The following is a 26,737-nucleotide window of genomic DNA, read 5'->3' as shown; positions in this document are numbered from 1 at the left end:
CGGGGCGCAGCATCCGTTCGTCACCCCTCGTTCACCCGGCGTTGCCCCGATTTCGGGTCTCGCGCCGACGCGCGTAGAGTCTGGCCATGGAAGCCGAAACCCAGACCGACATCGTCGTCCGTCCGGTGCGTGACGTCGACGCGGAGGCCCTCGGGCGCGTCCACGCGACCGCCTGGCACGAGACGTACGACCACCTCATCAGCAAGGCCGCCCTCGAGGCCGTCTCGCCCAAGCGTCTCGCCGAGCTCTGGACCCACTGGGCCGTCCAGGGTCCCGAGTTCAAGATGTTCGCCGCCCTCGTGAACGGCGACATCGTCGGATTCGCGGGCTCCGGCCCCGCCCGCGACAAGGACGCGCCGCGCTTCCGCGAGCTGTACTTCATCTACCTGCTCGACGCCCACCACGGCACCGGCATCGGCCAGAAGCTCTTCGACGCGGTCGTCGAGCCCGCCGAGGGCCTGTACCTGTGGGTCGCCGACGACAACCCCCGCGCGCACCGCTTCTACACGCGCAACGGCTTCGCGCTCGACGGCGCGACGCACACCGAGCCCTTCCTCGGCGAGACCCTCACCGAGGTGCGCTTCGTGCGCTGATCCACCGCTGTCCCGTGGGGGCGTGTCCGGTTCGCCGGATACGCCCCCACGACGTTTCCGACGGCGGAGCAGGAGCGCCCGCGCATCCGGAAGACTGGACCCATGCCGCCTCGCACCGCGCTCACCGTCTGGCCCCTCGAGGGCATTCCCGAGATCGAGGCCGGCACCGACCTCGTCGATGTGATCGCCCGCGCGGCGGGTGACGAGCTCACGGACGGCGACATCCTCGTGGTGACGTCGAAGATCGTGTCGAAGGCAGAAGGGCGCTTCGTCGTCGCCGACGACCGCGAAGACGCGATCACGTCCGAGACCGTGCGGGTCGTGGCATCCCGCACCACCCCCAACGGCTCCACGACGCGCATCGTCGAGAACCGCCTCGGCATGGTCTCGGCCGCGGCCGGCGTCGACGCGTCCAACACCCCCGAGGGCACGGTGCTGCTGCTGCCCGTCGACCCCGACGCGTCCGCGCGGGCGATCGCCGCGGGCCTGCGGGAGCGCCTCGGCGCCCAGGTCGGCGTCATCGTCTCCGACACGCTCGGCCGCGCCTGGCGGGAGGGCCAGACCGACCACGCGATCGGCGCGGGCGGCGTGCACGTCTTCGAGGACCTGCGCGGAGGGACGGATGCCGAGGGCCGCCCGCTGGTCGTCACGATGCCGTGCGTCGGGGACGAGCTCGCGGCCGCAGCGGACCTCGTCAAGGGCAAGGCGACCCGGCGCCCCGTCGCCGTGGTGCGCGGCCGCGCCGACCTCGTCGGCGCCCTGGATCTTCCCGGCGCCCGTTCGATCGTGCGCCCGCTCGAGAAGGACATGTTCCGCCTCGGCGCCGACGAGGCCTACGCCGAGGGATTCGCCGCGGGCGCAGCATCCGTCTCGACCTGACCCCCCGATCCCGCGCCACCCGATCGCCCCGCAGACTTCCTCGAACGGGGGTGGCGGACCCCGAAGACGCGGACCGACCCGCCGTCGCAGAGCCGCGACGACGGGTCGGATGGAGCGCGGGTGGGCAGCTCCCAGACTTCGATGCGGGGCGGTCAGCTCCCGGACTTGAGCACCGCCTGGCCCGCCGAGACCTGCACGTCGATCGTGCGGGACGCGCCGGGCGTCGAGCCGATGCTGTTGTCGAACTGGCCGGCCGAGACCTCGGAGCGCACGTCGTACTCGCCCTCGGGCACCGTGAGCCGCAGCGAACCGGCGCTCACGTCGAGCTCGATCGCGTCCGGCGCGGTGCCGGTCAGGGTCGCGTCGAGCGAGCCCGCGCTCACGGTGAGGTCGGCTTCGCGCACGCCGTCGAGCTCGAGCGTGCCGCGTCCGGCGCTGACATCCGCGCTGAGCGAATCCGCCGATCCCGTCACGTCGAACGAGCCGGCCGCGAGCGAGAGGTCCAGCTCGCCGAACTCGCCGTCCGTCACGAACTCACCGGCAGCGAGAGAGATGTCGGCGTCCAGTCCTTCCAGCGACGCAGGCAGCCGCAGCACGGCATCCGCTCCCCCGTCGCCGAACCATCCGCGCCAGCCGAACCAGTCGCGGTCGGGCGACGAGACTTGCAGCGTGTCGCCGTCGCGCTCGAGGCGCCAGTCTCCGGCGCCCCACGAGCTCGTCACCTCCAGCTCGGCCTCCTGAACATCGGAGAACTCGACGCGCAGCGTGCCGGCGGCGGCGTCGACGTCGAGCTCCTCGACGCCGGCCGCGTCGGCCGTGCGGGTCGAGGTGTGGACCGCTGCCGAGGCGATGGTCCCGACGGCGGCCGAGATCCCCGCGCCGAGGAGCACGATGCCGCCCAGCACGATCACGACGATCGCGACGGCGCGCGATCCACCGGAGGAGGGGCGCGGCGGTTCGACGGGGCTGTCGGGCACCACGGGAGGAGGGGTCAGGGTCGTGCTCATCGGTTCGTTCCTGTCTGCGGCCCGCGGCCGCTCGGTGTCGTCGGAGCCGGCGGCGTCGGGCCGCCGTGCTCGAGGTGGGCGATCGCGGCGAGCACGCGCCGGTTGCCCGATTCGTCGGGTTCGAGGTCCAGCTTCTGGAAGACCGCGGTGATGTGCTTCTCGACACTGCCCTCGGTGACGTGCAGCGTCTTGGCGATGGCCTGGTTGGAGCGTCCCTCCGCGATGAGCGCGAGCACCGAAGCCTCGCGTTCGGTGAGGCGCAGCATCCGTTCGTCCCTCGTCCTTCGGCTGAGCAGCTGCGCGACCACCTCGGGGTCGAGCACCGTGGCACCGGCCGCGATGCGCTCGATCGCCTCGAGGAAGTCGGTGACGTCGGCCACGCGATCCTTGAGGAGGTAGCCGAGGGCTCCGCCGCTGGACGAGATGAGGTCGGCGGCGTAGCGCTCCTCGACGTACTGCGAGAGCACGAGCACTGCGAGCTGGGGCAGGCGGGCCCGCAGCGACAGGGCCGCGCGGATGCCCTCGTCGACCCAGGTCGGCGGCAGCCGCACGTCGAGGATGCAGAGGTCGGGCGCCGTCTCGTCGACGGTCTCGTCGAGCCGCGACGCGTCGGGGAGGGCGGCGACCGCCTCGTGGCCGGAGTCTTCGAGCACCCGCACCAGGCCGGCGCGCAGCAGCGCCGAGTCCTCGCAGATCAGGATGCGCACGGGATGCTCACCTCCACGCTCGTCGGTCCGCCGGCGGGGCTGTCGATGCGCGCCTCGCCGCCGGCCGCGAGGACGCGGTTGACGATGCCGTCGAGGCCGCCACCGGGGATGACCCGCGCGCCGCCGACGCCGTTGTCCTCGACGCGGGCCCACAGCGTGCCGGGCTCGCGCAGTCGCGCGACCACGCGCACCTCGGTCGCCCGCGAGTGCTTGGCGGCGTTGGTGAGGGCCTCGGCGATCACGAAGTACGCGGCCGCCTCGGTGTCACGGCTGCACCGGCCATCGAGGCGGACGTCGGTGTGCACCGGCACGACCGAGCGGGCGACGAGCGCCGAGATGGCGGCGTCGAGACCGCGATCGTCGAGGACGGAGGTGTGGATGCCTCGGGCCAGCTGCCGCAGCTCGGTGATGGCCGCCTTCGTCGAGGTGTGCGCCTCGGTGATGAGGGCCTTGGCGGCCTCCGGGTCGGCGTCGATCTTCTGCTGCGCGAGCCCGAGGGTCATTCCGACGGACACGAGCCGCGGCTGGACGCCGTCGTGGAGGTCGCGCTCGATGCGCGTGCGCTCGACGTCGGCTGCGCGCACCGCGCCGGCGTGCTGCTGGCTCGACATGCGCGCCGCGGCGGCGAGCTGGGCCTCACGTGAGGGGACCATGATCGCCCGCGCGATGATGCCGTGGAGCACGCCGAGCCCGATGAGCGCGGCCGCCGAGAAGAGCGCTGCGAAGATGCCCACGGGGACCGCCCACGCGAGCGGCACCTCGATGCCGGTGCGCGCGAGCCGAACGGCGCTCGCATCGGCGAACAGCGGCGCGAACACGAGGACGGCGCCCGACACCAGGAGTCCGGCGAGAACCACGACGACCCAACCGAGGATCGTCGCGATCGCGAGGTTCGCGATCGCGCGCCACGTGCCAGGATCGATCGCCTGCATCCAGATCGTGCGCAGGAGCCCGCCGAAGCCGGGCCGGCCGCTGGTCCGCGGACGCAGCCGCGGAAGACCGAACCGGTACAGCCCGTCGACGCGCTCGGTCTCGAGCCAGCCGAGCGCGAAGAGCACGTAGACGAGCCCGACGAGGAGGACGAGGCCGATGCCGATCACGAACACGAGGCCGATGCCGACGCCGAGCAGTGTGAAGAGGAGGGAGAATGCCGCGGCGCCGATGACGCCGAGGGCCGCGAGCTGCGCGATGGCGCCCGCCACCTGGGCGGGCCGCGTCACCGGGCGGACGGGAGGAGAGTCCGAGGAGGTCATGTCACCAAAGTTAGGCGCGCACGCCGCGCCGCGCTCCCGAGGCACCCGGAGACTTCTCTTCGGGTTATCCCCCCCTCTCCGGATGCTCTGCGAGGTGCGGCGTCGGCGGCACGGGCTAGGGTGTTGGCGATGCCAGCTGCCAGATCCCGCAAGACCCAGGGCACCCAGCCGCCCTCCTTCGACTTCGACGAATCGTCGCTGGGCGCGCTCGATCCCGGTGACGACGAGATGCTCGACTCCGGGCGCCTCGACGGCGTCGCGTATTCGGGCATCGCCCGTGACACCTGGCAGCTCGAGTCCGGCGCCACCGTCGAGGCGTGCCGCTTCGACGGGCTCAACCTCGAGAGCTGGGCGCTCCGCGGTGCCCACCTCGTCGAGTCCGTCTTCGCCGGCGCGAACGTACCCGCGGTCTCCGCCGCGCGCGGCGGCTGGCGCGATGTCGAGCTCCGCGACAGCCGGTTCGGCTCCGTCGAGGCCTACGACGTGGCCTGGCGCGGCATCCGATTCACTCGCTGCAAGCTCGGCTACGTGAACCTCCGCGGGGCGGAGCTGCTGGACGTCGCCTTCGTCGACTGCACCATCGACGAGATCGACCTCCTGGATGCCTCGGCCCGCCGCGTCGCGTTCGACGGCGCCCGCATCGGCACTCTGAACGCCAGCGGGGCGCGGCTCACCGACGTCGACCTGCGCGGGGCCGACGTGGGTCAGGTCGTCGGGATGGAGGGCCTGCGCGGCGCGACGATCTCGCCCGAGCAGCTGCAGCTCATGGCAGCGGCCCTCGCGGACCTCGCCGGCATCGTCGTCGAATAGGCCGGTCGCGTCAGCGGCCGGAGACCTTGCCGAACAGGCGGGCGATCGGCGCGAGCACGAGCGGCCGCGCGGCCACCCAGGCGGCGACGATCACGACGAGCGAGGCGACGAAGAACCAGAACCCGGTCCAGTTGTCCGCGTACGCGTTCGGGTCTACCGAGCCCTGCGAGGCGTACATGTGGTTGAGGTTGCGGAGGGCGCCGGTCGCGAACACCAGGAACACGTGCACCGCGATGAACACGACGAAGTAGAGCATCACCGGGAAGTGTACGGCGCGCGCCCACTCCACCGGGTACGCCTTGTTCAGCCCCGCCGCGTTCTTCGGCCACACGTGGCTCATCCGGACCCCCGTCGCGATCGCGAGGGGTGCGGCGAGGAACACGGTGGCGAAGTACGCCAGCTGCTGCAGCGAGTTGTAGTTCACCCACCCGTTCTCGGTGGGCCAGTCCAGCGACACGTACTGCAGGCCCGCCGAGATCGCGTTGGGGAACACCTCCCACGACGTGGGCACGATCTTCATCCATTGGCCGGTCACGAACAGCAGCACCACGAAGATCACGCCGTTGACGATCCACAGGATGTCGAGCGACTGGTGGAACCACAGGTTCAGGCTCATCTTGCGCCGGCCGTTGCTGCGCGGCGACCAGAACACGGTCGGGCGCTTCTCGGTGCGCACCTGCAGACCGGTGCGGATGATCAGCACCATCAGGAACACGTTGAAGAAGTGCTGCCACCCGAGCCACGCAGGGACTCCCACCGGCGCTCCCTCGGGCAGGTGGTACTCGCCCGGGTAGGCCGCGAGGAAGTCCACGCCCCATTGGGTCGAGAGCAGCCATCGCACCGCGAACACGGCCATGGCGGCCGCGTACAGCAGTCCGGCGCCGCCGACGATCACCGCGCCGGCCCACTGACCGCGCGTGAACGGCCCGATCCGCTTCGGCTCCGCCGCCTTGGCCGCGGGGTGGGTCTTGGCGGTGGCCCCGGCCCAGACCGTGCGACGGAACGGCAGCGGCTGCGTCAGCGGGATGCCCGTGGGGTTCGCGACCACCGGGAGTTCGGGAACGGATGCCGCCACCTCGGCAGCTGCCACGGTCGGTGCCTCCGCAGCCGGCGTGGCTGCGGCATCCGTCATCGCCGCCGCAGTCGCGGTCGGCGCTTCCGAGGCCGGTGCGGCTGCGGCCTCCGTCAACGCCGCTGCGGTCGCGGTCGGCGCGAAGCCTGCCGGCGGCCATGGCTCGCCGCCCGCCACGCGGGGAAGGCCTCGGCGCAGCGCCTTGGCCCCGTCGCCCGCGGCGGTCGGAGCTGATCCCGGCGCGGCCGCGCGCGGGGTCGGCGAGGCCCCCTGCGGCACGGAGGTCGAGCCAGGCCCCTGCGGTTCCGCAGTCACTTCTGGTGCATGAACCGTCTCGGTACCCGCCGCAAGCGACTGCGGAACCACGGGCGCTTCACCGACGGGCGGCCAGGGCTCGCCGCCGGGCGTGCGCGGCAGACCCCGGCGCCGCGCGCCTGCAGCGACCGCACCTCGCGGTTCCGTCACCTTCGGGGCGGTATCTTCCTGCGCACCCGCCACAACCGACTGCGGAACCGGATGATCGCGGGCGACTCCGGCCTCGGGGGTCGCGACGCGCGGGGTCGAGGCATCCGACTCCGCGTGTTGCGCCACCTGAGCGGCAGCGACCTCGGCTGTCGACGCAGCGACAGAACCGTTGCCGTTGGTGCCGGGCGCGGCGCCGGCGGGCGGCCAGGGCTCGCCGCCGGGCACGCGCGGGAGGCCGCGGCGCACCGTGGAACCGAACGTCGCCATGCCGGGTTACGCCTTCTTCGCCTCGAGCGCCGCGATCAGCTGCGGCACGACCGTGAACAGATCGCCCACCACGCCGAAGTCCGCGATCTCGAAGATCGGGGCGTCGGCGTCCTTGTTGATCGCGACGATGGTCTTCGCGGTCTGCATGCCGGCCTTGTGCTGGATCGCGCCCGAGATGCCGAGCGCGACGTACAGCTGCGGCGACACCGAGACGCCGGTCTGCCCGACCTGGTACGAGTACGGCACGTAGCCGGCGTCGACGGCGGCACGCGAGGCGCCGATCGCGGCGCCGAGCGCGTCGGCGAGCTGCTCGACGAGTTCGAACTTCTCGCCGGATCCGAGTCCGCGTCCGCCCGAGACCACCTTCGCCGCACCACGCAGCTCGGGGCGCGACGACGACACCACGGCCTCGTCGACCGAGGTCACGGTCGCGGCGCGACGGCTCGAGGCGCGCACCTCGAGCGGCTCCCCCTCGACTCCGGCGACCGCGTCGGCGCGGGCGTCGATCGAGCCCTGGCGGATCGTGATGACCGGCGCACCCCAGGTGACGGCCGAGTCGACGTTGTACGCGCCGCCGTAGACCGAGTGGTGCGCGACCACGCCTTCCGCGTCGCGCGAGACACCGACGGCGTCGACTGCGACGCCGGAGCGGGTGCGGGCGGCATACCGGCCGGCGACCTCGCGGCCCTCCACCGAGTTCGCCACCAGGATCGCGTCCGGGCGCACCAGGTCGGCGGCCTCCGTCAGAGCGTCCACGCGCGGGACCGACAGGCCCTCGCCGGCCGGCGCGACCAGCACCGACGCGGCACCGAGGGCCGCAGCATCCGTCGCCAATGCGGCATCGCCGACGATCACCGCGACCGGCGTGCCCACCGAGGCGGCAGCGCCCAGCAGCTCGGCCGCCGTCTTGGCGAGCCCGCCCGAGGGCGTGGTGTCGAGGAGGACCAGGATCGAGTCATCTGCAAACGTCATCGGAGCACCCTCACGCGAGCCGGTTCTGGATGAGGAAGTCCGCGAGCTTCTGGCCCGCATCCCCCTCGTCGACGATCTTGACGCCGGCCTCGCGCGGCGGCTTCTCACTGAGCGCGATCACGATCGACCGCGACGCATCGGGATCGTGCGGGTCGATCTCGAGCTCGGCGAGCGACAGGGTCTCGAACGGCTTCTTCTTCGCCGCCATGATGCCCTTGAAGTTGGGGAAGCGCGCGTCGGGCAGCGCCTCGGTGATCGAGATGACCGCCGGCAGCGCCGCCGTCACCTGGAGCGTCGCAGCGTCCGAGGCGCGCGTGCCGAGCACCTCGCCCTCGCGGATCTCGACCGAGCTGAGGTACGTCGCCGACGGCACGTCCAGGATCTCGGCCACCATCGCGGGGACGATCCCGCCCACCCCGTCGGTCGACAGGTTGCCGCCGATCACCAGGTCGAACCCGGTGCGCTGCAGCGCCGCGGCGAGCACCTCGGCCGTCAGCCCCAGGTCGGCGCCGAGCAGTCCCTCGTCGACGACCTGCACGGCCGACGCGGCACCCATCGCGAGTCCCTTGCGCACCGTCGCCGCCGACGATTCCGGCGTCATCGAGAGGACGACCACCTCGGTGCCCGGCGTCTTGTCGGCGTACGACAGGGCAACCTCGAGCGCCCGCTCACCGATCTCGTCGAGCACCGTCTCGCTCGCGCCGCGATCGGCCAGGCCGGTCTCGAGCGACAGCTTGCGATCCCCATAGGTATCCGGGACTTCCTTGACCAGGACGACGATCTTCATACGATCTCCTCACGCTGGGCACGAGTCTATGGCTCGCGCCGCAATGTACCCAATCCCGCGAAATGAACCGGCGATGACCGACCCGTGACCCGCCGTGTGTATACATAAGCGGCCGTTTCGAGGCATCCGCGTGTCCGTTGTCAGCCCCGTCCACCGGTACGGTGGGGACGAGGAGGTCGACATGGCAGCACCCAGGCGTCTTCCGGTCGACCCGATCGCCGAAGCCAAGCGCCAGTGGATCGCCCATGGCTGGGAGGACGCGGCCGCGGGCATGACCGCCGTGACCTCGATCATCCGCGCGCAGCAGCTCCTGTTCGCGCGCATCGACACCGCGCTCAAGCCGTTCGGCCTGTCGTTCGCCCGGTACGAGATGCTGCGCCTGCTCGGCTTCACCAGAGAGGGGCGGATGCCGATGGCCAGCGCCATCGCCCGCCTGCAGGTGCACCCGACGAGCGTCACGAACACCGTCGACCGCCTGGCCCGCGACGGCCTCGTCTCGCGCGAGCCGCACCCCGGAGACGGCCGCGCGGCGATGCTCGTGCTCACCGACACCGGGCGCGAGCTCGTGGAGCGCGCGACGACGGCCCTCAACACCGAGGTCTTCGAGGACCCGGGCCTCACCGACGCCGACACGACCGAGCTCGTGCGGATCATCGCGCGCTTCCGCAAGGACTCCGGCGACTTCACCGAGCCCCGCCCGATGCCCGACCCGCTCTGACCCGCAGCTGCGTCAGGCCGTCGCCGAACCAAGGGATTCCCGCCGAGACAGAGGGCGATGTCCCCGGTCTCGGCGCAGATCCCCGGTCTCGACGCGAAGGTGCGGAGCAGGGAGTCAGCGCCCCGTGAACTCGGGGGCGCGCTTCTCGCGGAAGGCGGCCATGCCCTCCTTCTGGTCCGCCGTGTCGAAGAGGCTCGCGAACACGTGCTTCTCGAGGCGCAGGCCCTCGGCCATCGGGGTCTCGAGCGCGGCGTCCAGCACGGCCTTCGCGGCGTACAGCGACGGCAGGCTCTTCGACGCGATCGCCTCGGCGGTCTTCTGCGCCTCGGCGAGCAGGTCGGCCGCGGGCACGACGCGCGAGGCGAGTCCCGAGCGCTCGGCTTCCGCAGCATCCATCATCCGTCCCGTGAGGATGAGCTCGGCGGCCTTGTAGTAGCCGACCGCGCGGATGAGGCGCTGCGAGCCGCCCATGCCGGGGATCACGCCGAGGTTGATCTCGGGCTGCCCGAAGGTCGCGGTGTCGGCCGCGAGGATGATGTCGCACATCATCGCGAGCTCGCACCCCCCGCCGAGCGCGTAGCCCGAGACGGCCGCGATCACCGGCGTGCGCACGGCGGCGAACTGCGTCCAGCCGCCGAAGTGGTCGCCCATCAGCATCTCGAGCCCGGACTTGGACTCCATCTCCTTGATGTCGGCACCCGCGGCGAACGCGCGCTCCGAGCCGGTCACGACGATCGCGCCGATCCCCTCGTCGGCATCGAAGACGGATGCCGCGGCCACCACGTCGCGGCACACCTGCGAGTTCAGCGCGTTGAGCGCCTCCGGCCGGTTGAGGGTGATCCACCCGACCCGGCCGCGGGTGTCGACCAGGATCGTCTCGTACTCGGTCATGTCTCTCCTCGGTTGCGGGTTGCTGCTCGCCTGTCACATTGTGTCGCCCCCGGCAGCAGTTCGTGACAGGTGAACCGATGGGGGCCGAGGCAGATTCTGCTCACCTGTCACAAAGTGCCGCGCCCCGCGGCAGATCGTGACAGGTGAGCGGTCGGGGCCGGGCTCGGATCAGTCGGAGAACTCGCGGATCGAGTTGATGATTCCGGAGAAGTCCTGGCCCGCGCCGGGGCCGTCGGCGTAGTGGGCGTAGATCTCGCGCGCGAGCATGCCCATGCGGGCATCCACCCCGGTGAGCTGGATCGCCTGCTCGGCGAGGCCCAGGTCCTTGTTCATGAGGGCGCCCGCGAAGCCCGGCTGGTAGTCGCGGTTCGCGGGACTCGTCGGCACGGGACCCGGCACGGGGCAGTTCGTCGTCAGCGCCCAGCACTGGCCCGACGCGTTCGAGGCGACGTCGAAGAGGGCCTGGTGCGAGAGCCCCAGCCGCTCGCCCAGCACGAACGCCTCGGCCACCGCGATCTGCGACACCGCGAGGATCATGTTGTTGCACACCTTCGCGGCCTGGCCGAGCCCGGCGCCGCCGCAGTGCACGACGCGGCGGCCCATCGCCTCGAGGAGCGCCCGTGCCGCCTCGAAGTCGTCGTCCGTGCCGCCGACCATGAACGCGAGCGTGGCGTTCTCTGCGCCCACCACCCCGCCCGAGACCGGGGCGTCGAGCGAGCGGTGCCCGGCCGCCTCGGCGAGCGCGTGCGCGGCGCGCGCCTCGTCCACGGCGATGGTCGAGCAGTCGATGAACAGGGCTCCGGATGCTGCGACCCCGAGGAGTCCTGGAGCCCCGCCGAAGCCCCGATAGGCCTCGAGCACCTGCGCGCCGGACTGGAACATCGTGATGACGACGTCCGCGGCGGTGGCGGCATCCGTTCCCGACTCCGCGACGGTCAACCCCGCCTCTCGCGCCGTGTCGACCGCGGCGGGGAAGACGTCGAAGCCGACGACCTCGTGTCCGCTGCCGGAGAGATTCCGTGCCATGGGCAGGCCCATATGGCCGAGCCCCAGGAATGCGACCTTCATGTCGGACCTCCTCGTCCTGAGATCGTCAGTGCGCGAGCAGCTGGCGGCCGATGATCACGCGCATGATCTCGTTCGTCCCCTCCAGGATCTGATGCACACGCAGATCTCGCACCACCTTCTCGATCCCGTACTCGTGCAGGTAACCGTAGCCGCCGTGCAGCTGCAGCGCCTGGTTCGCGACGGTGAAGCCCGCGTCCGTGGCGAACCGCTTGGCCATCGCGCATTGCATGGAGGCGTCGGGCGCCTTCGCGTCGAGGGCGGCGGCGGCATCGCGCACGAGCGCGCGCGCTGCGCGCAGCTCGGTGGCCATGTCGGCGAGCGTGAACACCACGGCCTGCTTCTCGGCGAGCGGCTCACCGAAGGTGAAGCGCTCGTGCACATACGTCACCGCGCGGTCGAGGGCCCACTGCGCGCCGCCCAACGAGCAGGCGGCGATGTTGATGCGGCCGCCGTCGAGAGCCGACATCGCGATCTTGAAGCCCTGGCCCTCGCCGCCGAGGATGTTCGCGGCGGGCACGCGCACCTCGTCGAGGATCACCTGCCGCGTCGGCTGGGCGTTCCATCCCATCTTGTGCTCGAGCTGCCCGAACGACAGCCCGGCGGTGTCGGCCGGCACGAGGAACGCGGTGATGCCGCGCGCGCCGGCGTCGGCGTCGGTGCGGGCCATGACGATGTAGACGGATGCCTCGCCCCCGCCGGAGATGAACTGCTTGACGCCGGTCAGCACGTACTCGTCGCCCGACCGGATCGCGCTCGTGGCGATCGCGGCGGCGTCGGACCCGGCACCCGGCTCGGTGAGGCAGTAGCTGCCGAAGCCCTGCATCGAGGTCAGCAGCGGAAGCCACTCCTGGCGCTGAGCGTCGGTGGCGTACGTGTCGATCATCCACGCCACCATGTTGTGGATCGAGATGTAGGCGGCGATGGCGGGGTCGCCCTTCGCCAGCTCCTCGAAGATGGCGGCCGCGTCGGAGCGCGAGAGGCCCGAGCCGCCGACGTCCTCGCGGACGTAGATGCCGCCGAGACCGAGTTCGCCGCCGAGCTGCAGCGTCTCGCGGGGGAAGTGCGACGTCGCGTCCCACTCCAGCGCGTGCGGCGCGAGCTCGGACTGCGCGAAATCGCGCACGGCTTCGATGATGGCTGCGCGCTCGTCTTCGCTGATGGCGACGGGAGCGAGCACGGGGACAGGGGTGGCGTCCATTACGTCTCTCCGGTGAGTCAGGGTGACGGCTTCGTCACGACTTCCAGAATACTAGGACATCCATGTAGTTGCTCGGTAATCCGTGCACCCGAGTGGTCTTGCGCCGTTCACCCTGGGGTCACCTTCGCTAGAGAGGCTCGAACCGATTCGGTCTGGACGCTGGGTTCCATTCCGTGTCGCACCCGTCACCCCCTTACCGAGGACACGCATGCCTTCGCATCTTCTCCGCCGCGCCGTCGCGTTCACCGCGACGACCGCGGCCGTCTGCGCTCTCGCGCTGACAAGCAGCACCGCGGCATCCGCCGCGCTCGTTCCGGACTACTTCAGCGACTCCGCCCCGAACGCCGCAGTCGCGCTGACCCCGCTCGGCACGCACGAGTCCGGCGTCTACGGGGAGTCCGCCGCCGAGATCGTGCAGGCCTACCGCGACCGCCTGTTCGTGGTCAACGCGCAGGCCGGCACGGTGGTCGTGCTCGACAACACCGACCCCGAGCACCCGACCGAACTGTTCTCGATCGCCTCGACGGGTGTCGCCAACTCCCTCGCCGTCCGCGACGACGGCCTGGGGGTCGTCGCCTTCGAGGCCGAGGAGAAGACCGACAAGGGTCATCTCGTGTTCTTCGACGCGAACAAGGACTCGGCCGAAGCCGCAGTGCTCGGACAGGTCGAGGTCGGGGCCCTCCCCGACATGGTCACCGTCTCGAAGGACGGCAAGTACGCGGTCGTTGCGAACGAGGGCGAGCCCGCCGACGACTTCTCGCTGGACCCCGAGGGCTCGATCAGCGTCGTGACGCTTCCGGCCGGCGTCGCCGCCCCGGCCCAGAGTGCGGTCAAGACCGCCGGCTTCGGCGCCTTCGAGGCCGGTGGCGCCAAGACGCTCGACCCGAAGGTGCGCGTGTTCGGCCCCGACGTCGCAGCACCCGACCAGGGCGACAAGCCGCTCACGGCCAACCGCGTGAGCCGCAACCTCGAGCCGGAGTACATCACGGTCGACGGCACCACCGCCTACGCGGCGCTGCAGGAGGCCAACGCGATCGCGGTCATCGACCTCACCAAGCCCGAGATCACCTCGATCCTCCCGCTCGGGTACAAGGACTACGGCGCCGCAGGAAACGGTCTCGACGCGAGCGACCGCGACCCGCAGGGCGCTCCGACCGTCAACATCACGACCTACCCCGGCCTCAAGGGCCTCTACATGCCCGACGGCATCCAGTCGTTCCAGGCGACCGTCGGCGGCAAGACCGCGACGTACCTCGTCACCGCGAACGAGGGCGACGCGCGCGAGTGGGGCGTGGAAGACACCGACTCGTACTTCATCGACGAGGCCCGCATCAAGGACCTCGGCAAGGACGGCCTCGCCGGCATCTGCGCGACCGGGCCGCTCTCGGAGATCGCGAACATCCAGAAGGACGACGTCCTCGGTCGCCTCAAGGTGGTCACCGACCTCGGCAAGGCCGACGGCGCCGACTGCTACAGCGAGCTGTACTCCTACGGCGGTCGCTCGTTCTCGATCTGGGACACCAAGGGCAACCTGGTGTTCGACTCGGGCGACGACTTCGAGCAGATCACGTCGCAGATCCCGGGACTGGTCTTCAACGCCAGCAACGACAACAACAACAGCAACGACCGCAGCGACGACAAGGGCCCCGAGCCCGAGAACGTCACGGTCGGCGTCGTCGGCGGCAAGACCTACGCCTTCGTCGGTCTGGAGCGCGTCGGCGGCGTGATGGTCTACGACATCACCGACCCCGCGGCGGCGCAGTACGTCACGTACGTCAACAACCGCGACTTCACGAAGGACGTGAAGACGTCCGCGGCCGGCGACCTCGGCCCTGAGGGCATCCAGTTCATCTCGGCGCTGCGTTCGTCGACCGGCACTCCGCAGGTCGTCGTGGGCAGCGAGGTCTCGGGCACCACCACCGTGTGGGACGTCGAGCAGCTCACCGCCTCGCAGCCCGACGTGCGCGTGCTGACGATCAACGACTTCCACGGGCGCCTCGTGCAGGAGACCGGCGGAGTCGCGGGTGCGGCCGTGCTCGCGGGTGCGGTCGACAAGTACCGTCAGCAGAACCCGAACACGCTCTTCGTCTCGGCCGGTGACAACATCGGCGCCTCGGCGTTCGAGTCGTTCATCGACGACGACGACCCGACGATCGACGCGCTGGTCGCGGCCGGCCTCGACGCCAGCGCGGTCGGGAACCACGAGTTCGACCAGGGCTTCGACGACCTGGTGAACGACGTCATCCCGAGCTACGAGGGCGACCAGAACGCCGACGCGATGAGCGACTTCGCCCTCGGTGCCAACGTCTTCACCAAGGGCACCGACGAGCACGCGCTGCAGCCGTACACGATCAAGACGGTCAACGGCACGAAGATCGCTTTCGTCGGCGTGGTCACGACGCAGACGGCCGGCATGGTGAGCCCCGACGGCATCGCCGACATCGAGTTCCGCGACCTGGTCGACTCGGCCAACGACGCGGCAGCGGATGCTGTGGACGAAGGCGCAGACGTCGTCATCCTGCTCGCCCACGAGGGCGCCGCGAGCTCGGCGCTCGAGGCCAGCCAGGCCGACGACGCGTTCGGCGACCTGGTCGAGAACGCGTCGGACGACATCGACGCCATCGTCTCGGCGCACACGCACCAGAGGTATGCGCACGAGATCGGCGGTCGCCCGGTCATCCAGGCGCACCAGTACGGCACCGCCCTCGGCACGCTCGACATCGAGCTGACCGAGACCGGCGAACTCGAGTCGATCACGGGTGGCACCGTCTCGCTGTACGACTCGGTCGTGAGCCAGCACGTCGCGTACCCGCAGACCGACACGACCTCGATCGTCGGCGAGGCCGTGAAGGTCGCGAACGAGAAGGGCCAGGTGCAGGTCGGCTCGATCACGGCCGACATCCTCCGCGGCAAGACCTCGACCGGCAGCGAGGACCGCGGCGTGCACTCCACGCTCGGCAACACCGTCGCCGACGTCTACCTGTGGGCGACGAGCGCGAACCCGAACTACGGCGGCGCGAACGCCCAGATCGCGTTCATGAACCCGGGCGGCCTCCGCAACGACCTGCTGTTCGGCGACGACAACGGCGCGATGTCGTACCGCGAGGTCGCGAACGTCCAGCCGTTCGGCAACACCCTGGTCACGCTCGACCTGACCGGCGTGCAGATCAAGGAGATCCTCGAGCAGCAGTGGCAGCCCGACGGCGCGTCGCGCCCGAAGCTCGCCCTCGGCGTCTCGAAGGGCTTCACGTTCGAGTACGACCCGGCGGCCGCTCGCGGTGCCCACGTCGTATCGATGCAGTACCAGGGTGAGGAGATCGACCCGACGGACACCTTCCGCGTCGTGACGAATTCGTTCCTCTCGGCCGGTGGCGACAACTTCTTCTCCTTCGCCGACGGCACGAACGTGCTCGACTCGGGCCAGATCGACCTGCAGGCGACGGTGGACTTCTTCGCCGCCGCCGGTGGGCCGGTCGCACCGTCGCCCGCGAACCGCGCGTACCTGATCGGCGAGCAGCCCCCGGTCGAGGGCACCGACCCCGGAACGGACCCGGGCACCGACCCGGGTACCGACCCCGGCACCACCACCCCGCCCACACCCGTGAACCCCGGCGGCAACCCGCCGGCGGCGGGCGTGCAGCGCGGCGGCGACTGGGCGACGGTCGACGTGGGCTCCGGCCGTGTCGAGCAGGGCGGCACGCTGCGCGTCTCGCTCTCGGGCCTCGAGCCGGGCCAGACGGTGGCCGCGACGCTCTTCAGCGACCCGGTCGTGGTCTCGGGCATCCCGGCCGCCGACGCGCAGGGCCGTCTGAGCTTCGCCGTCGCGATCCCGTCGGACATCGCGCTCGGCGACCACCGCCTGGTGATCACGTCGGCGGGTCTCGACCCGATCGAGGTGGGCGTCACGGTCGTGGCTCCCGGAGCCCTCGCCGCGACCGGCTCGGAGTTCCCGTGGGGCATCGCGGTCGGCGGCGCAGCGCTGCTGATGGTCGCAGGCGCGGCGCTCTTCGTGATCCGCAAGCGTCGCGAGAGCACCGCGGACTGACAGACCGCACACGAGGCGGCCCCCACCTCCGGGTGGGGGCCGCCTCTTCGTGTCACTGGTCCCAGACCATGAACGGGCGCAGTTCGAGCTGGCCGTTCCGTGCCATCGGATGCCGCGACGCGATCTCGATCGCCTCCTCCAGGTTGTCCACCTCGAGGATGTCGAAGCCGCAGATGACCTCCGCCGTCTCGACGTACGGACCGCGGCTCGTGAGAACCTTGCCGCCACGCACCTTCACCACCGTGGAGTCGGCCTGCGGCGCGAGCACCTCGCCGATGACGCGCTTGCCGCTCGCGTCGAGCGGGTCGACCCACAGGTCGACGTCGGACTCGTCGGTCTCGGCATCGGGCTCGAGCGACGTGACGACGAACATCATGTACTTCATGGGGTGATCCTTCCGGTTGTGGGCGGCTGTCCGCCAGCCTCACTCCGGTCGTCGCCTGACCGGCGACGATGTCGACACTTCGCACGAGAAAGTTCTTCCACGCGGATTCCCGCCCTGGCTCGACCGCAGAGATCATCCTCCGGGTGGACCCGGATGAGACTCCGGGCTGACGCGGCGCCGCGACCCGCTCCGTAGCGTCGAAGGCATGGTCAGCACGACATCCACCGTCCCGGTCACCCGCCACCGCGAGCTGTCCACGGCCGCCGCACTGCTCCTCACGATCGGCGGCAACATCGTCGTCGTGACGATCGCCGCCATCGGAGTGGCAGGCGTCGCCGCGGCCGCCGTCGCGGTGTTCGGCCCGGAGCTGATGGAGCTGCTCTAGCTCTGTCGCCCCGGTCGACACCGCCGACGGCATGTGCGAGTTCCCCGTCGTCGATCGCAACGGAGATCTGCTGCGCATCGGGTCCCCGCTCCCCTAAGCTCGCGCCATGACGGACGTCGCGACGAAGCCCCGCCCCGGTACGAGCCTGCGCGGCTTCTCCGCGCCTCTCATCCTTCTCGGGGGCCTCGTCATCGTGCCGATCGGGCTCGCGCTGCTGACCACCGGCTACGAAGCTCCCGACGACGCCGCCTCCGTGCGGATGGCGTTCGCGAGCGTCGCGGGCGCGACCGTTGCCATCATCACCGTCCTGGGACTGCTCGTCGACCGCATCGTCCGCCGGGCGAGCCTGTCGACGATCGCGATCTTCGCCGTCATCGCCCTCGTCGTGGTGCCGTGGCAGCTGTCGGCGGTCTCCCGCACCGCCGACCTCCTGCTCACCCGGCTCGCGCTCTGACCGCAACGTCCTGCCGGGCGGGATGCGCCCGCCCGGCAGGACCTGTCAGTAGACGAGCACGGGGACGGGGATCGCCGCCCGTGAGCCCTCGTAGTCGCCGGCACCGGTGAACGCGGTGCGGATCAGGTGCACGCCCCGGCCCGAGAGCTTCACGTCGACCGCGACCTTGCCCTTCGCCGCCGCAGTGAGCTCGACGCTCGCCACGACCTTGCCGTTGTCGGTGACGGTCACCGTGCCGACCGGCGCGGACCCGTCGGCGGCGGTGACTTTGCCCGCCACGGTCACGCTGCCGCCCGCCTTGACCAGCAGCTTCGTCGGCGCGACGAGGGTCGACGTGGCCACCGGCTCGCGATCGACCAGCACCACCGCGGACCGCGCGGGCACCGTCACGGTGCCGGTCGAGGCATCCCACGTGGTCGTCTTGACCACCGCGTCCGAGCCGTTCGCGAGCGCCGGCGTCAGCGAGAACGAGCGGCCGGCGAGCGACGAGATCGTCTGGGTCGTCGGTTCGACTCCCGCGTTGAACACCACCAGCGCACCTGCGAGCTCGGAGTCGACATCCTCGCCGACCCGGTCGTCGATGAGCATCGTGAGCACGCCGGGTGCAGCATCCGGCCCGCTGTTCGGGAACGTGACCTTCTCGCCGATCAGCTCGGCAGACCCGAGACGCAGCAGCCCGACCTCTTCCCGCACGCGCAGAAGATCGAGAGCGGATGCCTCGGCCGTGGCGATGTCGGACGCCGCCGGCTTGTTCGCCGGGTTCGCCAGCAGAGGCTGCTTGATCGCCCACGACGTCTCGTTGTCGGCGGCCCGCGGCAGGCCCGACCCGAAGGTCGACTCCTGGCCGGTCCAGTCGATCCGGTTGAACCAGTCGCCCGAGTTGTAGCTGTTGCGGTCGAGCGACTTCGAGCGCAGCAGCTCGGTGCCGGCGTGCCAGAACGACGGGGTCTGCCCGAACGCCGTGGTCGCGAGCGACAGCGTGTTCATGCGCACGCGATCGGCCATCGTCGTGTCGGCGGGGAGCTTCAGCACCGACAGGTCGTAGAGCGTCTCGTTGTCGTGCGCGTCGACGTACGTGATGATCTCGTCGGGCTGGTCGGCGTAGCCGGCCGGCGAGCCGCGGTAGTCGAGCTCGTCGCCCGCCTTCACCGCGCCCGTGTGGTCGGTCAGCGTGTAATCGCGGAGGTTGCCCGCGAGTCCCAGTTTCACGAGGTCGGTCTGGTGCGCGAGGTCCGCGAGGGCCTGCTCGATCGTGCCGTTGATCGGCGCGCCGTTGGGGTCGGTGCCGAGGCCGGTGCCGAAGCCCTGCTGCTGGATCGTCTCGCCCGCGACAGGGCTGCCGCCGTGCACCGCGTCGCGCAGCCGATCGCTGAACGTGCCGATGCCGGTGCCGCCGAGCTGACCCTGCGTGGCCTGTTCGAAGAGGGCGTTGTTCGCGACCTCGCCGAAGTTCCAGCCCTCGCCGTAGAGATAGATCGCCGCGCCGTCGACGCCGTCGCCCTTGAGTGTGAGCTCGTCGAGCGCCGCGCGGATCGCGAGCATGTTCTCCCTGGAGTGGTGGCCCATCAGGTCGAAGCGGAAGCCGTCGACCTTGTAGTCGCGAGCCCAGGTCACGACGGAGTCGACCATCAGCTTCTGCGCCACCTCGTGCTCGGTCGCCACGTTCTGGCAGCACGTCGAGGTCTCGACGCCGCCCGCGAGGTTGAGGCGCTGGTAGTACCCGGGCACCACCTGGTCCAGCACCGACGTCGGAGCCTGACCCGACGCCGAGGTGTGGTTGAACACCTGGTCGAGCACGACCTGCAGGCCCATGCCGTGCAGCGCGCCGACCATCTCACGGAACTCGCCCACGCGCGCCCCGCCCTCGGGATCGACGGCATACGAGCCTTCGGGTGTCGTGTAGTGGAACGGGTCGTAGCCCCAGTTGAAGCCGTCGGCGTCGACGATCTTCTCGATGCACGCCTGCTGCTCGGTGCTGTCGGCCGCGTACGACGCCAGGTCGCAGTCGGGCACGGCCTGCTTCGAGCGGTCCTCCTCGATCGTCGCGATGTCGAAGGTCGGCAGCAGGTGCACCGTGTTGATGCCGGCGTCGGCGAGCTGGCGCAGCTGCTTCGTGCCCGCGCTGTCACGGGTGAAGGCACGATACGTGCCGCGCTCGGCCTCGGGCACCGACTCGTCGGTGATCGAGAAGTCGCGCACGTGCAGCTCGTAGATCGCGCGGTCGACCGGGCGGTCGATCACGGGCGCCTTCGTCTTCTCCCAGGCCTTCGGGCGCCACTGCTTGTCGGCGAGGTCGATCGCGACGGAGCGCTCGGAGTTCGTCGTGAGCGCGACCGAGTACGGGTCGGTGACCTGGTTGGTCTCGATCGCTCCGGTGGTCGGCGCGTAGACGACGACCTCCCACAGGTACTCGTCGCCCTTCAGCGCCTTCGTGCCCGCGACGGTCCAGATTCCGGATGCCGCGTCCCACGCCGCTTCGTGGCGCACGGGGTCGCCGTCGGCACCCGCGTCCCACGTGAGGAGCGTCGCGCTCTGGGCGGTGGGCGCCCACAGGCGGAACGTCGGCTTGTTGGCCGTGAAGCTCACGCCGAGCGCGGCATCGGCCACGGCGTCCGCGTACAGGTCGTCGAGCACACCCGGGATCTGTACGCCGGTGAAGCCCGAGAGCGCACCCTCGGCGTCGCGCTGCGACACCGCGAGCTCGCCGCGGACGAGGGCGGCGGTATCCGTTCCATCCGGCACGCGCAGCGCGACGAAGTTCGCGAGAGCCGGGAAGCCGGCCTTCTGCTCGGCGGTGAGGCCGCCGTCGACGACCGCGAGGTCGATCGCCTCGCCGCCGGTGACCTCGCCGTCCACGAGGGCGATGCCGGCGTCCGCCGAGGCGTGCAGCTGCCAGGAGGCGTCGGCGGGCATCGCGCCGAGGTCGGCCGGCCACGCGATGGTGCGGGCGTCGATCCAATGCGCGCGCTGCTCGCCCACGCCGGCGAGCGGCGGGTCGGTGACCTCGATCTCGAGCACGTGGGTGGCGAGGGTGTAGCGGAAGACGATCAGCTTGCCGTTGCTCGCGCTGAACGAGTAGTTCGCGCCGCCCGCGGCTCCGCCGACGCCGTAGTTCTCGTTCCAGCTGAGGCCGTGCGCGACCTTGATCTCGTACGCACCCGCGGGGATCTCGTCGGTCGAGAACTCGTAGACGCCGTCCTTGTCGCCGTCGGCCATGAGGGTCGCGAGGCAGTCGGGCGCCCAGTCGCCGGCGCAGCCCAGCTCGCTCTGCGCCGAACCCGGGAGGGTGACGATGGGGCCCTCCGCCGTCGACTGCACGATGTTCGAGCGCGGGTCGAAGTAGAACGTGATCGGGCCGCCGGCGTGCGAGACCGTGACGTTCCCGCCGCCCGGGACGCCGTTCGCGCCGTAGTTGACGTCCCACGTGCCGTTGATCGCGACCTTGTACTCGTAGTCGGCCGCGGGCAGGTCGAACGTGCCGGCCCAGATGCCGTCGGCGCGGAGCGTGAGCTTCGCCGCCTCGCAGCCGGGGGTCCAGTCGCCGGCGCAGCCCATCTCGGAGTTGAGGCTTCCGGGCACGGTCACCATGTCGATCGGCGACTCGGGCTCCTCTTCCACGACGAGCGACACGGAGTTGCCCACCGACGCGTAGGTCGAGGCGGCGGCGTGGTGCCCTGCGGCGTCGGTCGTGACCGCGCGGTACTCGACGAGCGTGCCGTCCGCGAGGCCCTTCACCGTGTGGAAGACGCGCGGGTCGGTGTCCTCGGCCGTGCCGAGCGCGTGCCACTCGTCGGACCCGGCGACGCGCCACGAGAAGCTCGTCTCCTGCCACGTCGCGTCGTCCACGTCGGCGCTGACGGCGACCGAGCCCGTGAGAGCGGCGCCTGCGCCCGGCGCGCTCACCGAGATGGCGAGCGGCGACTCCGGAGCCGACACCGTGGTCCCGGCGCGGTAGACGACGGCCGACAGTGCCGGGACGGTGACGGATGCCTCGGCCGAGGCATCCGTCGACACGCCCGTGGCGGTGCCGTGCACGGGGGCGAACGAGGCGTTCGCGGTGAGCGTCGAGATGTTCACGGTCTTGGCGGCCGTCGTGTTGTTGAGCGCGACCAGGTACTCGACCTTCTCGTCGCGGTCGACGCGCGAGAAGGCGTAGACGCCGGCGCCGTTGTCGGCGTAGCGCTCGATTTGCGCGCCGGTGACCAGGGCCGGGTGGGCCTCACGCAGCGCGGCGAGATCGGCGATGCGCTCGTAGACCGGCGCGTTCGTGTCGTAGCGGTCGACCGATCCGGCGGTGGTGCCGTCGATCAGCTTCTGGTTCTGGTACTCGGCGACCTGGGTCGCGAAGAGCGTCTGGCGCGCGTCCTTGTCACCGCCGGTGCCCGCGAAGCCCTGCTCATCGCCGTAGTACACGACGGGCTGTCCGCGACCGAGGAACATCAGGTCGTGCGCGAGCAGGTCGCGCTCGAGCGCGCTCGGGGTGGACTGCAGCATGTAGCCGACACGGCCCATGTCGTGGTTGCCGAGGAAGGTCGGCAGCGCCGTCGCCGACGTGTCGGTCGTCGTGTACCAGTCGTCGCCCGCGTACAGCGACTGCAGTCCCTTCGCGCTGTTGCCCGCGGCGTAGCTGACGGCCGAGGACTGGAAGGTGAAGTCGAGCACCGAGTTCATGTCGGTGTCGCGGACGTACGGCGACAGCTTCACCGGGTCGGCGTCGTAGACCTCGCCGAACATGAAGAAGTCGTCCTTGCCGAGCGAGTGCGCGTAGTCGAGCACCTCGGTGGTCCAGGTCTGCCAGAACTCGAAGTTCACGTGCTTGGCGGTGTCGATGCGGAAGCCGTCGATGCCGAGGTCGATCCAGGTCTGGTAGACGTCGACGAAGCCGTTCACGACCGTCGGGTGCTCTGTCATCAGGTCGTCAAGGCCCGAGAAGTCGCCGTACGTGACCGACTCGCCCGACCAGGTCGAGTCACCGCGGTTGTGGTAGAGCGTCGGGTCGTTCAGCCACGCCGGCACCTTCGCGGTCGCGTCGTTCACGACGGGCGTGTAGGGGAACGAGGTCGCGGCGTCCAGCTCCGGGAAGGTGTCGGTGCCCGCGTAGTCGGCCGGATCGAAGGGCGTGCCCGAGGCGTCCTTGTACGGGCTCGTCGCCTGGTCGATGTACGAGTACTGCCCCTGCGTGTTCGAGATCAGGTCGGCCGTGTGGTTCGTGATGATGTCGAAGTAGACCTTGATGCCCTTGGCATGCGCTTCGGCGATGAGCGCCTCGAGCTCGGCGTTGGTGCCGAGGTGCGGATCGATCTGCGTGAAGTCGGTGATCCAGTACCCGTGGTAACCGGCGCTCGCGTTCGCGCCCTCGCCCTGCACGGGGTTGTTCTTGAAGCTCGGGGTCAGCCAGATCGCGGTCGTGCCGAGGCCGTCGATGTAGTCGAGCTTCTCGCGCAGGCCCGCGATGTCGCCGCCGTTGTAGAAGCCCTTGTCGGTCGGGTCGAAGCCGGTGGTGAGACGGTCGCCGGCGAGCCCGCCCTGGTCGTTCGCGGTGTCGCCGTTCGCGAAGCGATCGGTCATCACGAAGTAGAACTGCTCCTGGCTTCCCGGCTGCCGCACCGGCGCGGCGACGAGCGCCTCGTCGTCGACCGTGTACCCGGCGCGCAGGCTCTTCGCCTCGAGGCCGACGCGGTGGGTGTTGTCGTCGAACACGAAGCGCAGCGTCGACGGCCCGTCGATCGTCAGCGGGATGTTGTCGCCCCCGCCGCCCAGACCGTACGACTCGTCCCACGCGTCGTTGACGGCCACCTTGTACTCGTACGAGCCTGCCGGCACGTCGAACTCGGCGGCGTAGACGCCCGCGGTGTCGGTGGCGGCGAGCTCGGTCGCCGCGCAGTCGGGCTTCCAGTCGTCGGCGCATCCGAGCTCGGATTGCAGGCTGCCGACGAGCGCGAACGTGCGCTCGGCGGCGGCTGCGGGCGCGATGGCGACCACTCCCCCCGTCAATACGAGCGCCGCCGCGGCAAGGCTGGCGGTGAGGATGCGGGCACGTCCTGAGGTCGACTTCGACACGGGAGCTCCTGGGGTGGGGCGGTGGGCACGCCGACGTGCCCGCGGTGCAGTTGTGCGGCCGACACTAACAGCAGGTTCACAAGAACTGCAAGCGCTTACATCATGAGAAGGCCTTAATCGAGCGGATGCCGCGGCCCGAGGCATCCGTTCTCCTCCCGTTCACGCAACCGCTTGCAGAGACGATCAGCGAACGCTCAGCATCACGAGTTGATCTCGCCGGGCCGCTATCGGTCGATCGCGGCGCACACTCGATGCATGTGGTGGAGCTTCCTCAAGGCACTCAAGGGCGGTGAGCACCGCGTCGCGCCGACGACATGGATCGCCGCGACCGCTGCGATCGTCTATGCGGTCTCGCCGATCGACCTGATCCCCGAGCTCGTCCTCGGACCCCTCGGATTCGCCGACGACCTCGGCGTCTGGAGCATCCTCGCCCTGCTCGTGGTGCGCGAGCACCATCGGTGGCAGGCCCGGCTGCAGGCGCCGTAAGCGTCAGCCGCCGGCGACCGCGCACGCGCTCTGGATGCTCACGTGGAGGAGCCCGTCGACCGTGCTCTTGTCGCGGATGCTCAGGCGCTCGACCGGAAGGGTCGTGCTGTAGCGGATGTCCTCCTGCACCGCGCGGTCGGGGAGGTAGCCGGCGGCGTCCCAGGCGGCGAGGATCGCGACGAGCGAGGCCGCGTTGTCGGCGGTCGCCAGCTCCGTGGTCAATGCCAGGCGGGAGCCGACCTCGCCGCACGGCGCGGCTCGCAGCTGCGCGGGGTCCCCGATCGGCGGCGAGCCGTCGGCTGTGGTGACGGGCGCCGCCGCGGCGTCGATCGTCGTGGAGAGCATCACGAGCATCTCCTCGCGGGCGTCGTCGACGGTGAGCGTGTCGGGCGCGGGAGGCGGTGAGGGGATCGGCGCCACCGCGGGGACGTTCCCGACCGCCGATGTGGCACGGGCGACGAGGGACTCGACCTGGCCGCTGACGCTCACGCTCACGATGGCAAGCGCCAGGAGCGCGCTGCAGACGACACCGATCACGGTCCAGCTCGTGCGCCGTGCGAAAGCGCCGGCCACGGCGATCAGGCACGTCACCACGAGCGCGACCGCGAGCGCCCCTGCCGCGAACATCAGGGCCGAGGTCGCCCGGTCGATCGCCTGCATCCAGTCCACCGCGGTGCGGGGTTCGCTGTAGCCGGTGTCGTCGGCGAGCACGCCCACGAGGAACGCCCCCGCACACAGCACGAGCGTGCCACCGACGACCGCGACGGCGAGGAGCACCCCGAGGATCCGCCCCACCGCGCGGAGAACCCGACGCCTGTCGCCGGTGCTCGCACCTATCGTTTCTCGATCGTAATCCATCGAATAACGATAGGTGAGAACCCGGCGCCGCGGGAAGAGCACGGGCTCGATCGACGAGACAAGGGATCGGCGCCGAAACCCAGGGCGACGTCCCCGGTCTCGGCGGAAATCCTTTGCCTCGACGAAACGGCGCCGGCGCGTGCGCCCTAGAGGCGCTCGATGATCGTCGCGTTCGCCATGCCGCCACCCTCGCACATCGTCTGCAGGCCGTAGCGGCCGCCGGTCGCCTCGAGGTACGACACCAGCGTGCCGAGCAGGCGCGTGCCTGACGCGCCGACCGCGTGGCCGAGCGCGATCGCACCGCCCCAGGGGTTCAGCCTCGCCGGGTCGGCGTCGAGATCGTGCTGCCACGCGAGCGGCACCGAGGCGAACGCCTCGTTCACCTCGTACGCGTCGAGGTCGCCGATCGACAGGCCGCTGCGCTCGAGGATGCGGCGGGTCGCGGGGATGGGTCCGGTGAGCATCATCATCGGGTCGTCGCCGACCACGGCGAACGAGTGGAAGCGCGCCCGGGGCGTGAGGCCCAATTCGGCGGCCTTCTCCTCGCTCATGATGAGAGCAGCGGATGCCGCATCCGTGAGCGGCGACGAATTGCCCGCCGTGATGCGCCAGTCCAGGTCGGGGAACCGGGCGGCGAGCTCGTCGGTGCGGAAGGCCGGCTTCAGCCCGGACAGCGATTCCACGGTCGTGCCGGACCGCACCGTCTCGTCGAACGCGACGGCCTCGGGACCACCGCCCCAGACCGGCACGACCTGGGAATCGAACGCACCGCGGGTCCAGGCATCCGCCGCCCGTCGATGCGACTCGGCGGAGTACGCGTCGAGCTGCTCACGGCTGAATCCCCACTTGTGCGCGATGAGCTCGGCCGACACGCCCTGGTTCACGAGACCATCGGGGTAGCGGTGGGCGACGCCGTGCGACACGGTTCCGCCGTGGGCGTTGGACCCGAGCGGCACGCGGCTCATCGACTCCACGCCGGCGGCGACCACGATGTCGTACGCCCCGGCGATCACGCCCTGCGCGGCGAAATGCGCCGCCTGCTGGCTCGAGCCGCACTGGCGGTCGATGGTGACGGCCGGCACCGTCTCGTCGAACCCGGCGGCGAGCACCGCCTGCCGGGCGATGTTGAGGGACTGGTCGGCGACCTGGCTGACGCATCCCATCAGCACGTCGTCGATCTGCCGCGACTCGAGGCCGCTGCGCTCGAGCAGCGCCGTGAGCACCCCCGCGACGAGGTCGACGGGGTGCACCGCGCTGAGCGCTCCCCCGGGCTTGCCGCGCCCGGACGGGGTGCGGACCACATCGACGATGACAGCGTGGGGCATGGGAGACCTCCTTCATCGAGCCTATGCCTGGGTCTCAGCCCCGGCGCCTTCC

General features: G+C 70.7%; 21 protein-coding genes. 8 read left to right on the top strand and 13 right to left on the bottom strand.

From position 1 onward, the window contains the following. Positions 1–86: 86 nt before the first annotated feature. Both ACFC1K_RS04635 and cofE read left to right on the top strand, forming a co-directional pair. Positions 87–593, top strand: coding sequence for a GNAT family N-acetyltransferase (locus ACFC1K_RS04635; RefSeq protein WP_056371891.1), 507 nt, complete (start codon positions 87–89; stop codon positions 591–593). 102 nt (positions 594–695) lie between these two features. Further along, complete coding sequence (gene cofE, locus ACFC1K_RS04630; protein ID WP_375870638.1) at positions 696–1,472, top strand: coenzyme F420-0:L-glutamate ligase; 777 nt, start codon at positions 696–698, stop codon at positions 1,470–1,472. A 152-nt stretch (positions 1,473–1,624) separates the two neighbouring features. On the opposite strand, the gene ACFC1K_RS04625 is transcribed toward cofE, so the two are convergent. From ACFC1K_RS04625 to ACFC1K_RS04615, 3 genes are read right to left on the bottom strand one after another with little or no spacing between them, the layout of a single operon-like run. Further along, complete coding sequence (locus ACFC1K_RS04625) at positions 1,625–2,479, bottom strand: hypothetical protein (RefSeq protein ID WP_310286091.1); 855 nt, start codon at positions 2,477–2,479, stop codon at positions 1,625–1,627. Further along, entirely contained in the window at positions 2,476–3,186 is a 711-nt protein-coding gene (locus tag ACFC1K_RS04620) for a response regulator (RefSeq protein WP_375870637.1), read from the bottom strand. The genes ACFC1K_RS04625 and ACFC1K_RS04620 overlap by 4 nt, the downstream gene beginning before the upstream one ends. Next, positions 3,174–4,439: a sensor histidine kinase gene (locus tag ACFC1K_RS04615; protein ID WP_375870636.1), complete on the bottom strand. Its 1,266-nt coding sequence runs from the start codon at positions 4,437–4,439 to the stop codon at positions 3,174–3,176. Before ACFC1K_RS04615 ends, ACFC1K_RS04620 begins: the two co-directional genes overlap by 13 nt. 129 nt (positions 4,440–4,568) lie before the next feature. Here ACFC1K_RS04615 and ACFC1K_RS04610 point away from each other — a divergent pair, with 129 nt between their 5' ends. Continuing rightward, the gene (locus ACFC1K_RS04610) at positions 4,569–5,249 is read left to right on the top strand and encodes a pentapeptide repeat-containing protein (protein ID WP_310286096.1); all 681 of its coding nucleotides are present in this window, start codon (positions 4,569–4,571) and stop codon (positions 5,247–5,249) included. 10 nt (positions 5,250–5,259) lie between these two features. Here ACFC1K_RS04610 and ACFC1K_RS04605 read toward each other — a convergent pair whose 3' ends face one another. Genes ACFC1K_RS04605 through ACFC1K_RS04595 form a run of 3 tightly spaced genes read right to left on the bottom strand, consistent with a single transcriptional unit; the run spans position 5,260 to position 8,812 of the window. Further along, the gene (locus tag ACFC1K_RS04605; protein WP_375870635.1) at positions 5,260–7,053 is read right to left on the bottom strand and encodes a cytochrome b/b6 domain-containing protein; all 1,794 of its coding nucleotides are present in this window, start codon (positions 7,051–7,053) and stop codon (positions 5,260–5,262) included. 6 nt (positions 7,054–7,059) lie between these two features. Continuing rightward, entirely contained in the window at positions 7,060–8,025 is a 966-nt protein-coding gene (locus ACFC1K_RS04600) for an electron transfer flavoprotein subunit alpha/FixB family protein (RefSeq protein WP_375870634.1), read from the bottom strand. Between the two features lie 10 nt (positions 8,026–8,035). Further along, the gene (locus ACFC1K_RS04595; protein WP_375870633.1) at positions 8,036–8,812 is read right to left on the bottom strand and encodes an electron transfer flavoprotein subunit beta/FixA family protein; all 777 of its coding nucleotides are present in this window, start codon (positions 8,810–8,812) and stop codon (positions 8,036–8,038) included. A 181-nt stretch (positions 8,813–8,993) separates the two neighbouring features. Here ACFC1K_RS04595 and ACFC1K_RS04590 point away from each other — a divergent pair, with 181 nt between their 5' ends. Continuing rightward, positions 8,994–9,530, top strand: coding sequence for a MarR family winged helix-turn-helix transcriptional regulator (locus ACFC1K_RS04590; RefSeq protein ID WP_375870632.1), 537 nt, complete (start codon positions 8,994–8,996; stop codon positions 9,528–9,530). 114 nt (positions 9,531–9,644) lie between these two features. Here ACFC1K_RS04590 and ACFC1K_RS04585 read toward each other — a convergent pair whose 3' ends face one another. The 3 genes from ACFC1K_RS04585 to ACFC1K_RS04575 form a co-directional block, all read right to left on the bottom strand. Then, positions 9,645–10,421, bottom strand: a complete 777-nt coding sequence (locus tag ACFC1K_RS04585) for an enoyl-CoA hydratase-related protein (protein ID WP_375870631.1) — start codon at positions 10,419–10,421, stop codon at positions 9,645–9,647. Positions 10,422–10,589: 168 nt separating this feature from the next. Continuing rightward, a complete protein-coding gene (gene mmsB, locus ACFC1K_RS04580; RefSeq protein ID WP_375870630.1) occupies positions 10,590–11,489 on the bottom strand; it encodes a 3-hydroxyisobutyrate dehydrogenase in 900 nt (299 codons plus the stop codon). A 25-nt stretch (positions 11,490–11,514) separates the two neighbouring features. Beyond that, positions 11,515–12,687, bottom strand: a complete 1,173-nt coding sequence (locus tag ACFC1K_RS04575; RefSeq protein ID WP_375870629.1) for an acyl-CoA dehydrogenase family protein — start codon at positions 12,685–12,687, stop codon at positions 11,515–11,517. 208 nt (positions 12,688–12,895) lie between these two features. Here ACFC1K_RS04575 and ACFC1K_RS04570 point away from each other — a divergent pair, with 208 nt between their 5' ends. Further along, positions 12,896–16,732, top strand: a complete 3,837-nt coding sequence (locus ACFC1K_RS04570; protein WP_375870628.1) for a choice-of-anchor I family protein — start codon at positions 12,896–12,898, stop codon at positions 16,730–16,732. A 52-nt stretch (positions 16,733–16,784) separates the two neighbouring features. Here the strand turns inward: ACFC1K_RS04570 and ACFC1K_RS04565 are convergent, their stop codons facing one another. Beyond that, a complete protein-coding gene (locus tag ACFC1K_RS04565; protein ID WP_310286114.1) occupies positions 16,785–17,117 on the bottom strand; it encodes a YciI family protein in 333 nt (110 codons plus the stop codon). Between the two features lie 205 nt (positions 17,118–17,322). Between ACFC1K_RS04565 and ACFC1K_RS04560 the strand changes: the two genes are divergently transcribed. After that, positions 17,323–17,502 carry a hypothetical protein gene (locus ACFC1K_RS04560; RefSeq protein WP_375870627.1) on the top strand — a complete coding sequence of 60 codons (180 nt, stop codon included), beginning with the start codon at positions 17,323–17,325 and terminating at the stop codon, positions 17,500–17,502. 106 nt (positions 17,503–17,608) lie between these two features. Continuing rightward, positions 17,609–17,956: a hypothetical protein gene (locus ACFC1K_RS04555; RefSeq protein WP_375870626.1), complete on the top strand. Its 348-nt coding sequence runs from the start codon at positions 17,609–17,611 to the stop codon at positions 17,954–17,956. A 45-nt stretch (positions 17,957–18,001) separates the two neighbouring features. On the opposite strand, the gene pulA is transcribed toward ACFC1K_RS04555, so the two are convergent. Further along, positions 18,002–24,016, bottom strand: coding sequence for a pullulanase-type alpha-1,6-glucosidase (gene pulA, locus ACFC1K_RS04550; RefSeq protein WP_375870625.1), 6,015 nt, complete (start codon positions 24,014–24,016; stop codon positions 18,002–18,004). 255 nt (positions 24,017–24,271) lie between these two features. Here pulA and ACFC1K_RS04545 point away from each other — a divergent pair, with 255 nt between their 5' ends. After that, positions 24,272–24,502, top strand: a complete 231-nt coding sequence (locus tag ACFC1K_RS04545) for a YkvA family protein (RefSeq protein WP_375870624.1) — start codon at positions 24,272–24,274, stop codon at positions 24,500–24,502. A 3-nt stretch (positions 24,503–24,505) separates the two neighbouring features. Here the strand turns inward: ACFC1K_RS04545 and ACFC1K_RS04540 are convergent, their stop codons facing one another. Further along, complete coding sequence (locus ACFC1K_RS04540) at positions 24,506–25,360, bottom strand: hypothetical protein (protein ID WP_375870623.1); 855 nt, start codon at positions 25,358–25,360, stop codon at positions 24,506–24,508. Between the two features lie 146 nt (positions 25,361–25,506). Next, positions 25,507–26,685, bottom strand: a complete 1,179-nt coding sequence (locus tag ACFC1K_RS04535; RefSeq protein WP_375870622.1) for a thiolase family protein — start codon at positions 26,683–26,685, stop codon at positions 25,507–25,509. Positions 26,686–26,737: the final 52 nt, after the last annotated feature.

Source organism: Microbacterium sp. NPDC056057, from assembly GCF_042266945.1.
Lineage (GTDB): Bacteria > Actinomycetota > Actinomycetes > Actinomycetales > Microbacteriaceae > Microbacterium > Microbacterium trichothecenolyticum_C.
This window is presented reverse-complemented; position numbering and strand designations above follow the sequence as displayed.

What these genes read in the sequence shown, in the direction of transcription:
- cofE (WP_375870638.1), top strand. Translation starts at nt 696, where the DNA reads ATGCCGCCTCGCACCGCGCTCACCGTCTGGCCCCTCGAGGGCATTCCC.
- ACFC1K_RS04565 (WP_310286114.1), bottom strand. Translation starts at nt 17,117, where the DNA reads ATGAAGTACATGATGTTCGTCGTCACGTCGCTCGAGCCCGATGCCGAG.
- ACFC1K_RS04610 (WP_310286096.1), top strand. Translation starts at nt 4,569, where the DNA reads ATGCCAGCTGCCAGATCCCGCAAGACCCAGGGCACCCAGCCGCCCTCC.
- ACFC1K_RS04560 (WP_375870627.1), top strand. Translation starts at nt 17,323, where the DNA reads ATGGTCAGCACGACATCCACCGTCCCGGTCACCCGCCACCGCGAGCTG.
- ACFC1K_RS04585 (WP_375870631.1), bottom strand. Translation starts at nt 10,421, where the DNA reads ATGACCGAGTACGAGACGATCCTGGTCGACACCCGCGGCCGGGTCGGG.
- mmsB (WP_375870630.1), bottom strand. Translation starts at nt 11,489, where the DNA reads ATGAAGGTCGCATTCCTGGGGCTCGGCCATATGGGCCTGCCCATGGCA.
- ACFC1K_RS04625 (WP_310286091.1), bottom strand. Translation starts at nt 2,479, where the DNA reads ATGAGCACGACCCTGACCCCTCCTCCCGTGGTGCCCGACAGCCCCGTC.
- ACFC1K_RS04545 (WP_375870624.1), top strand. Translation starts at nt 24,272, where the DNA reads ATGTGGTGGAGCTTCCTCAAGGCACTCAAGGGCGGTGAGCACCGCGTC.
- ACFC1K_RS04600 (WP_375870634.1), bottom strand. Translation starts at nt 8,025, where the DNA reads ATGACGTTTGCAGATGACTCGATCCTGGTCCTCCTCGACACCACGCCC.
- ACFC1K_RS04605 (WP_375870635.1), bottom strand. Translation starts at nt 7,053, where the DNA reads ATGGCGACGTTCGGTTCCACGGTGCGCCGCGGCCTCCCGCGCGTGCCC.
- ACFC1K_RS04540 (WP_375870623.1), bottom strand. Translation starts at nt 25,360, where the DNA reads ATGGATTACGATCGAGAAACGATAGGTGCGAGCACCGGCGACAGGCGT.
- ACFC1K_RS04590 (WP_375870632.1), top strand. Translation starts at nt 8,994, where the DNA reads ATGGCAGCACCCAGGCGTCTTCCGGTCGACCCGATCGCCGAAGCCAAG.
- ACFC1K_RS04555 (WP_375870626.1), top strand. Translation starts at nt 17,609, where the DNA reads ATGACGGACGTCGCGACGAAGCCCCGCCCCGGTACGAGCCTGCGCGGC.
- ACFC1K_RS04615 (WP_375870636.1), bottom strand. Translation starts at nt 4,439, where the DNA reads ATGACCTCCTCGGACTCTCCTCCCGTCCGCCCGGTGACGCGGCCCGCC.
- ACFC1K_RS04535 (WP_375870622.1), bottom strand. Translation starts at nt 26,685, where the DNA reads ATGCCCCACGCTGTCATCGTCGATGTGGTCCGCACCCCGTCCGGGCGC.
- ACFC1K_RS04570 (WP_375870628.1), top strand. Translation starts at nt 12,896, where the DNA reads ATGCCTTCGCATCTTCTCCGCCGCGCCGTCGCGTTCACCGCGACGACC.
- ACFC1K_RS04635 (WP_056371891.1), top strand. Translation starts at nt 87, where the DNA reads ATGGAAGCCGAAACCCAGACCGACATCGTCGTCCGTCCGGTGCGTGAC.
- ACFC1K_RS04575 (WP_375870629.1), bottom strand. Translation starts at nt 12,687, where the DNA reads ATGGACGCCACCCCTGTCCCCGTGCTCGCTCCCGTCGCCATCAGCGAA.
- ACFC1K_RS04595 (WP_375870633.1), bottom strand. Translation starts at nt 8,812, where the DNA reads ATGAAGATCGTCGTCCTGGTCAAGGAAGTCCCGGATACCTATGGGGAT.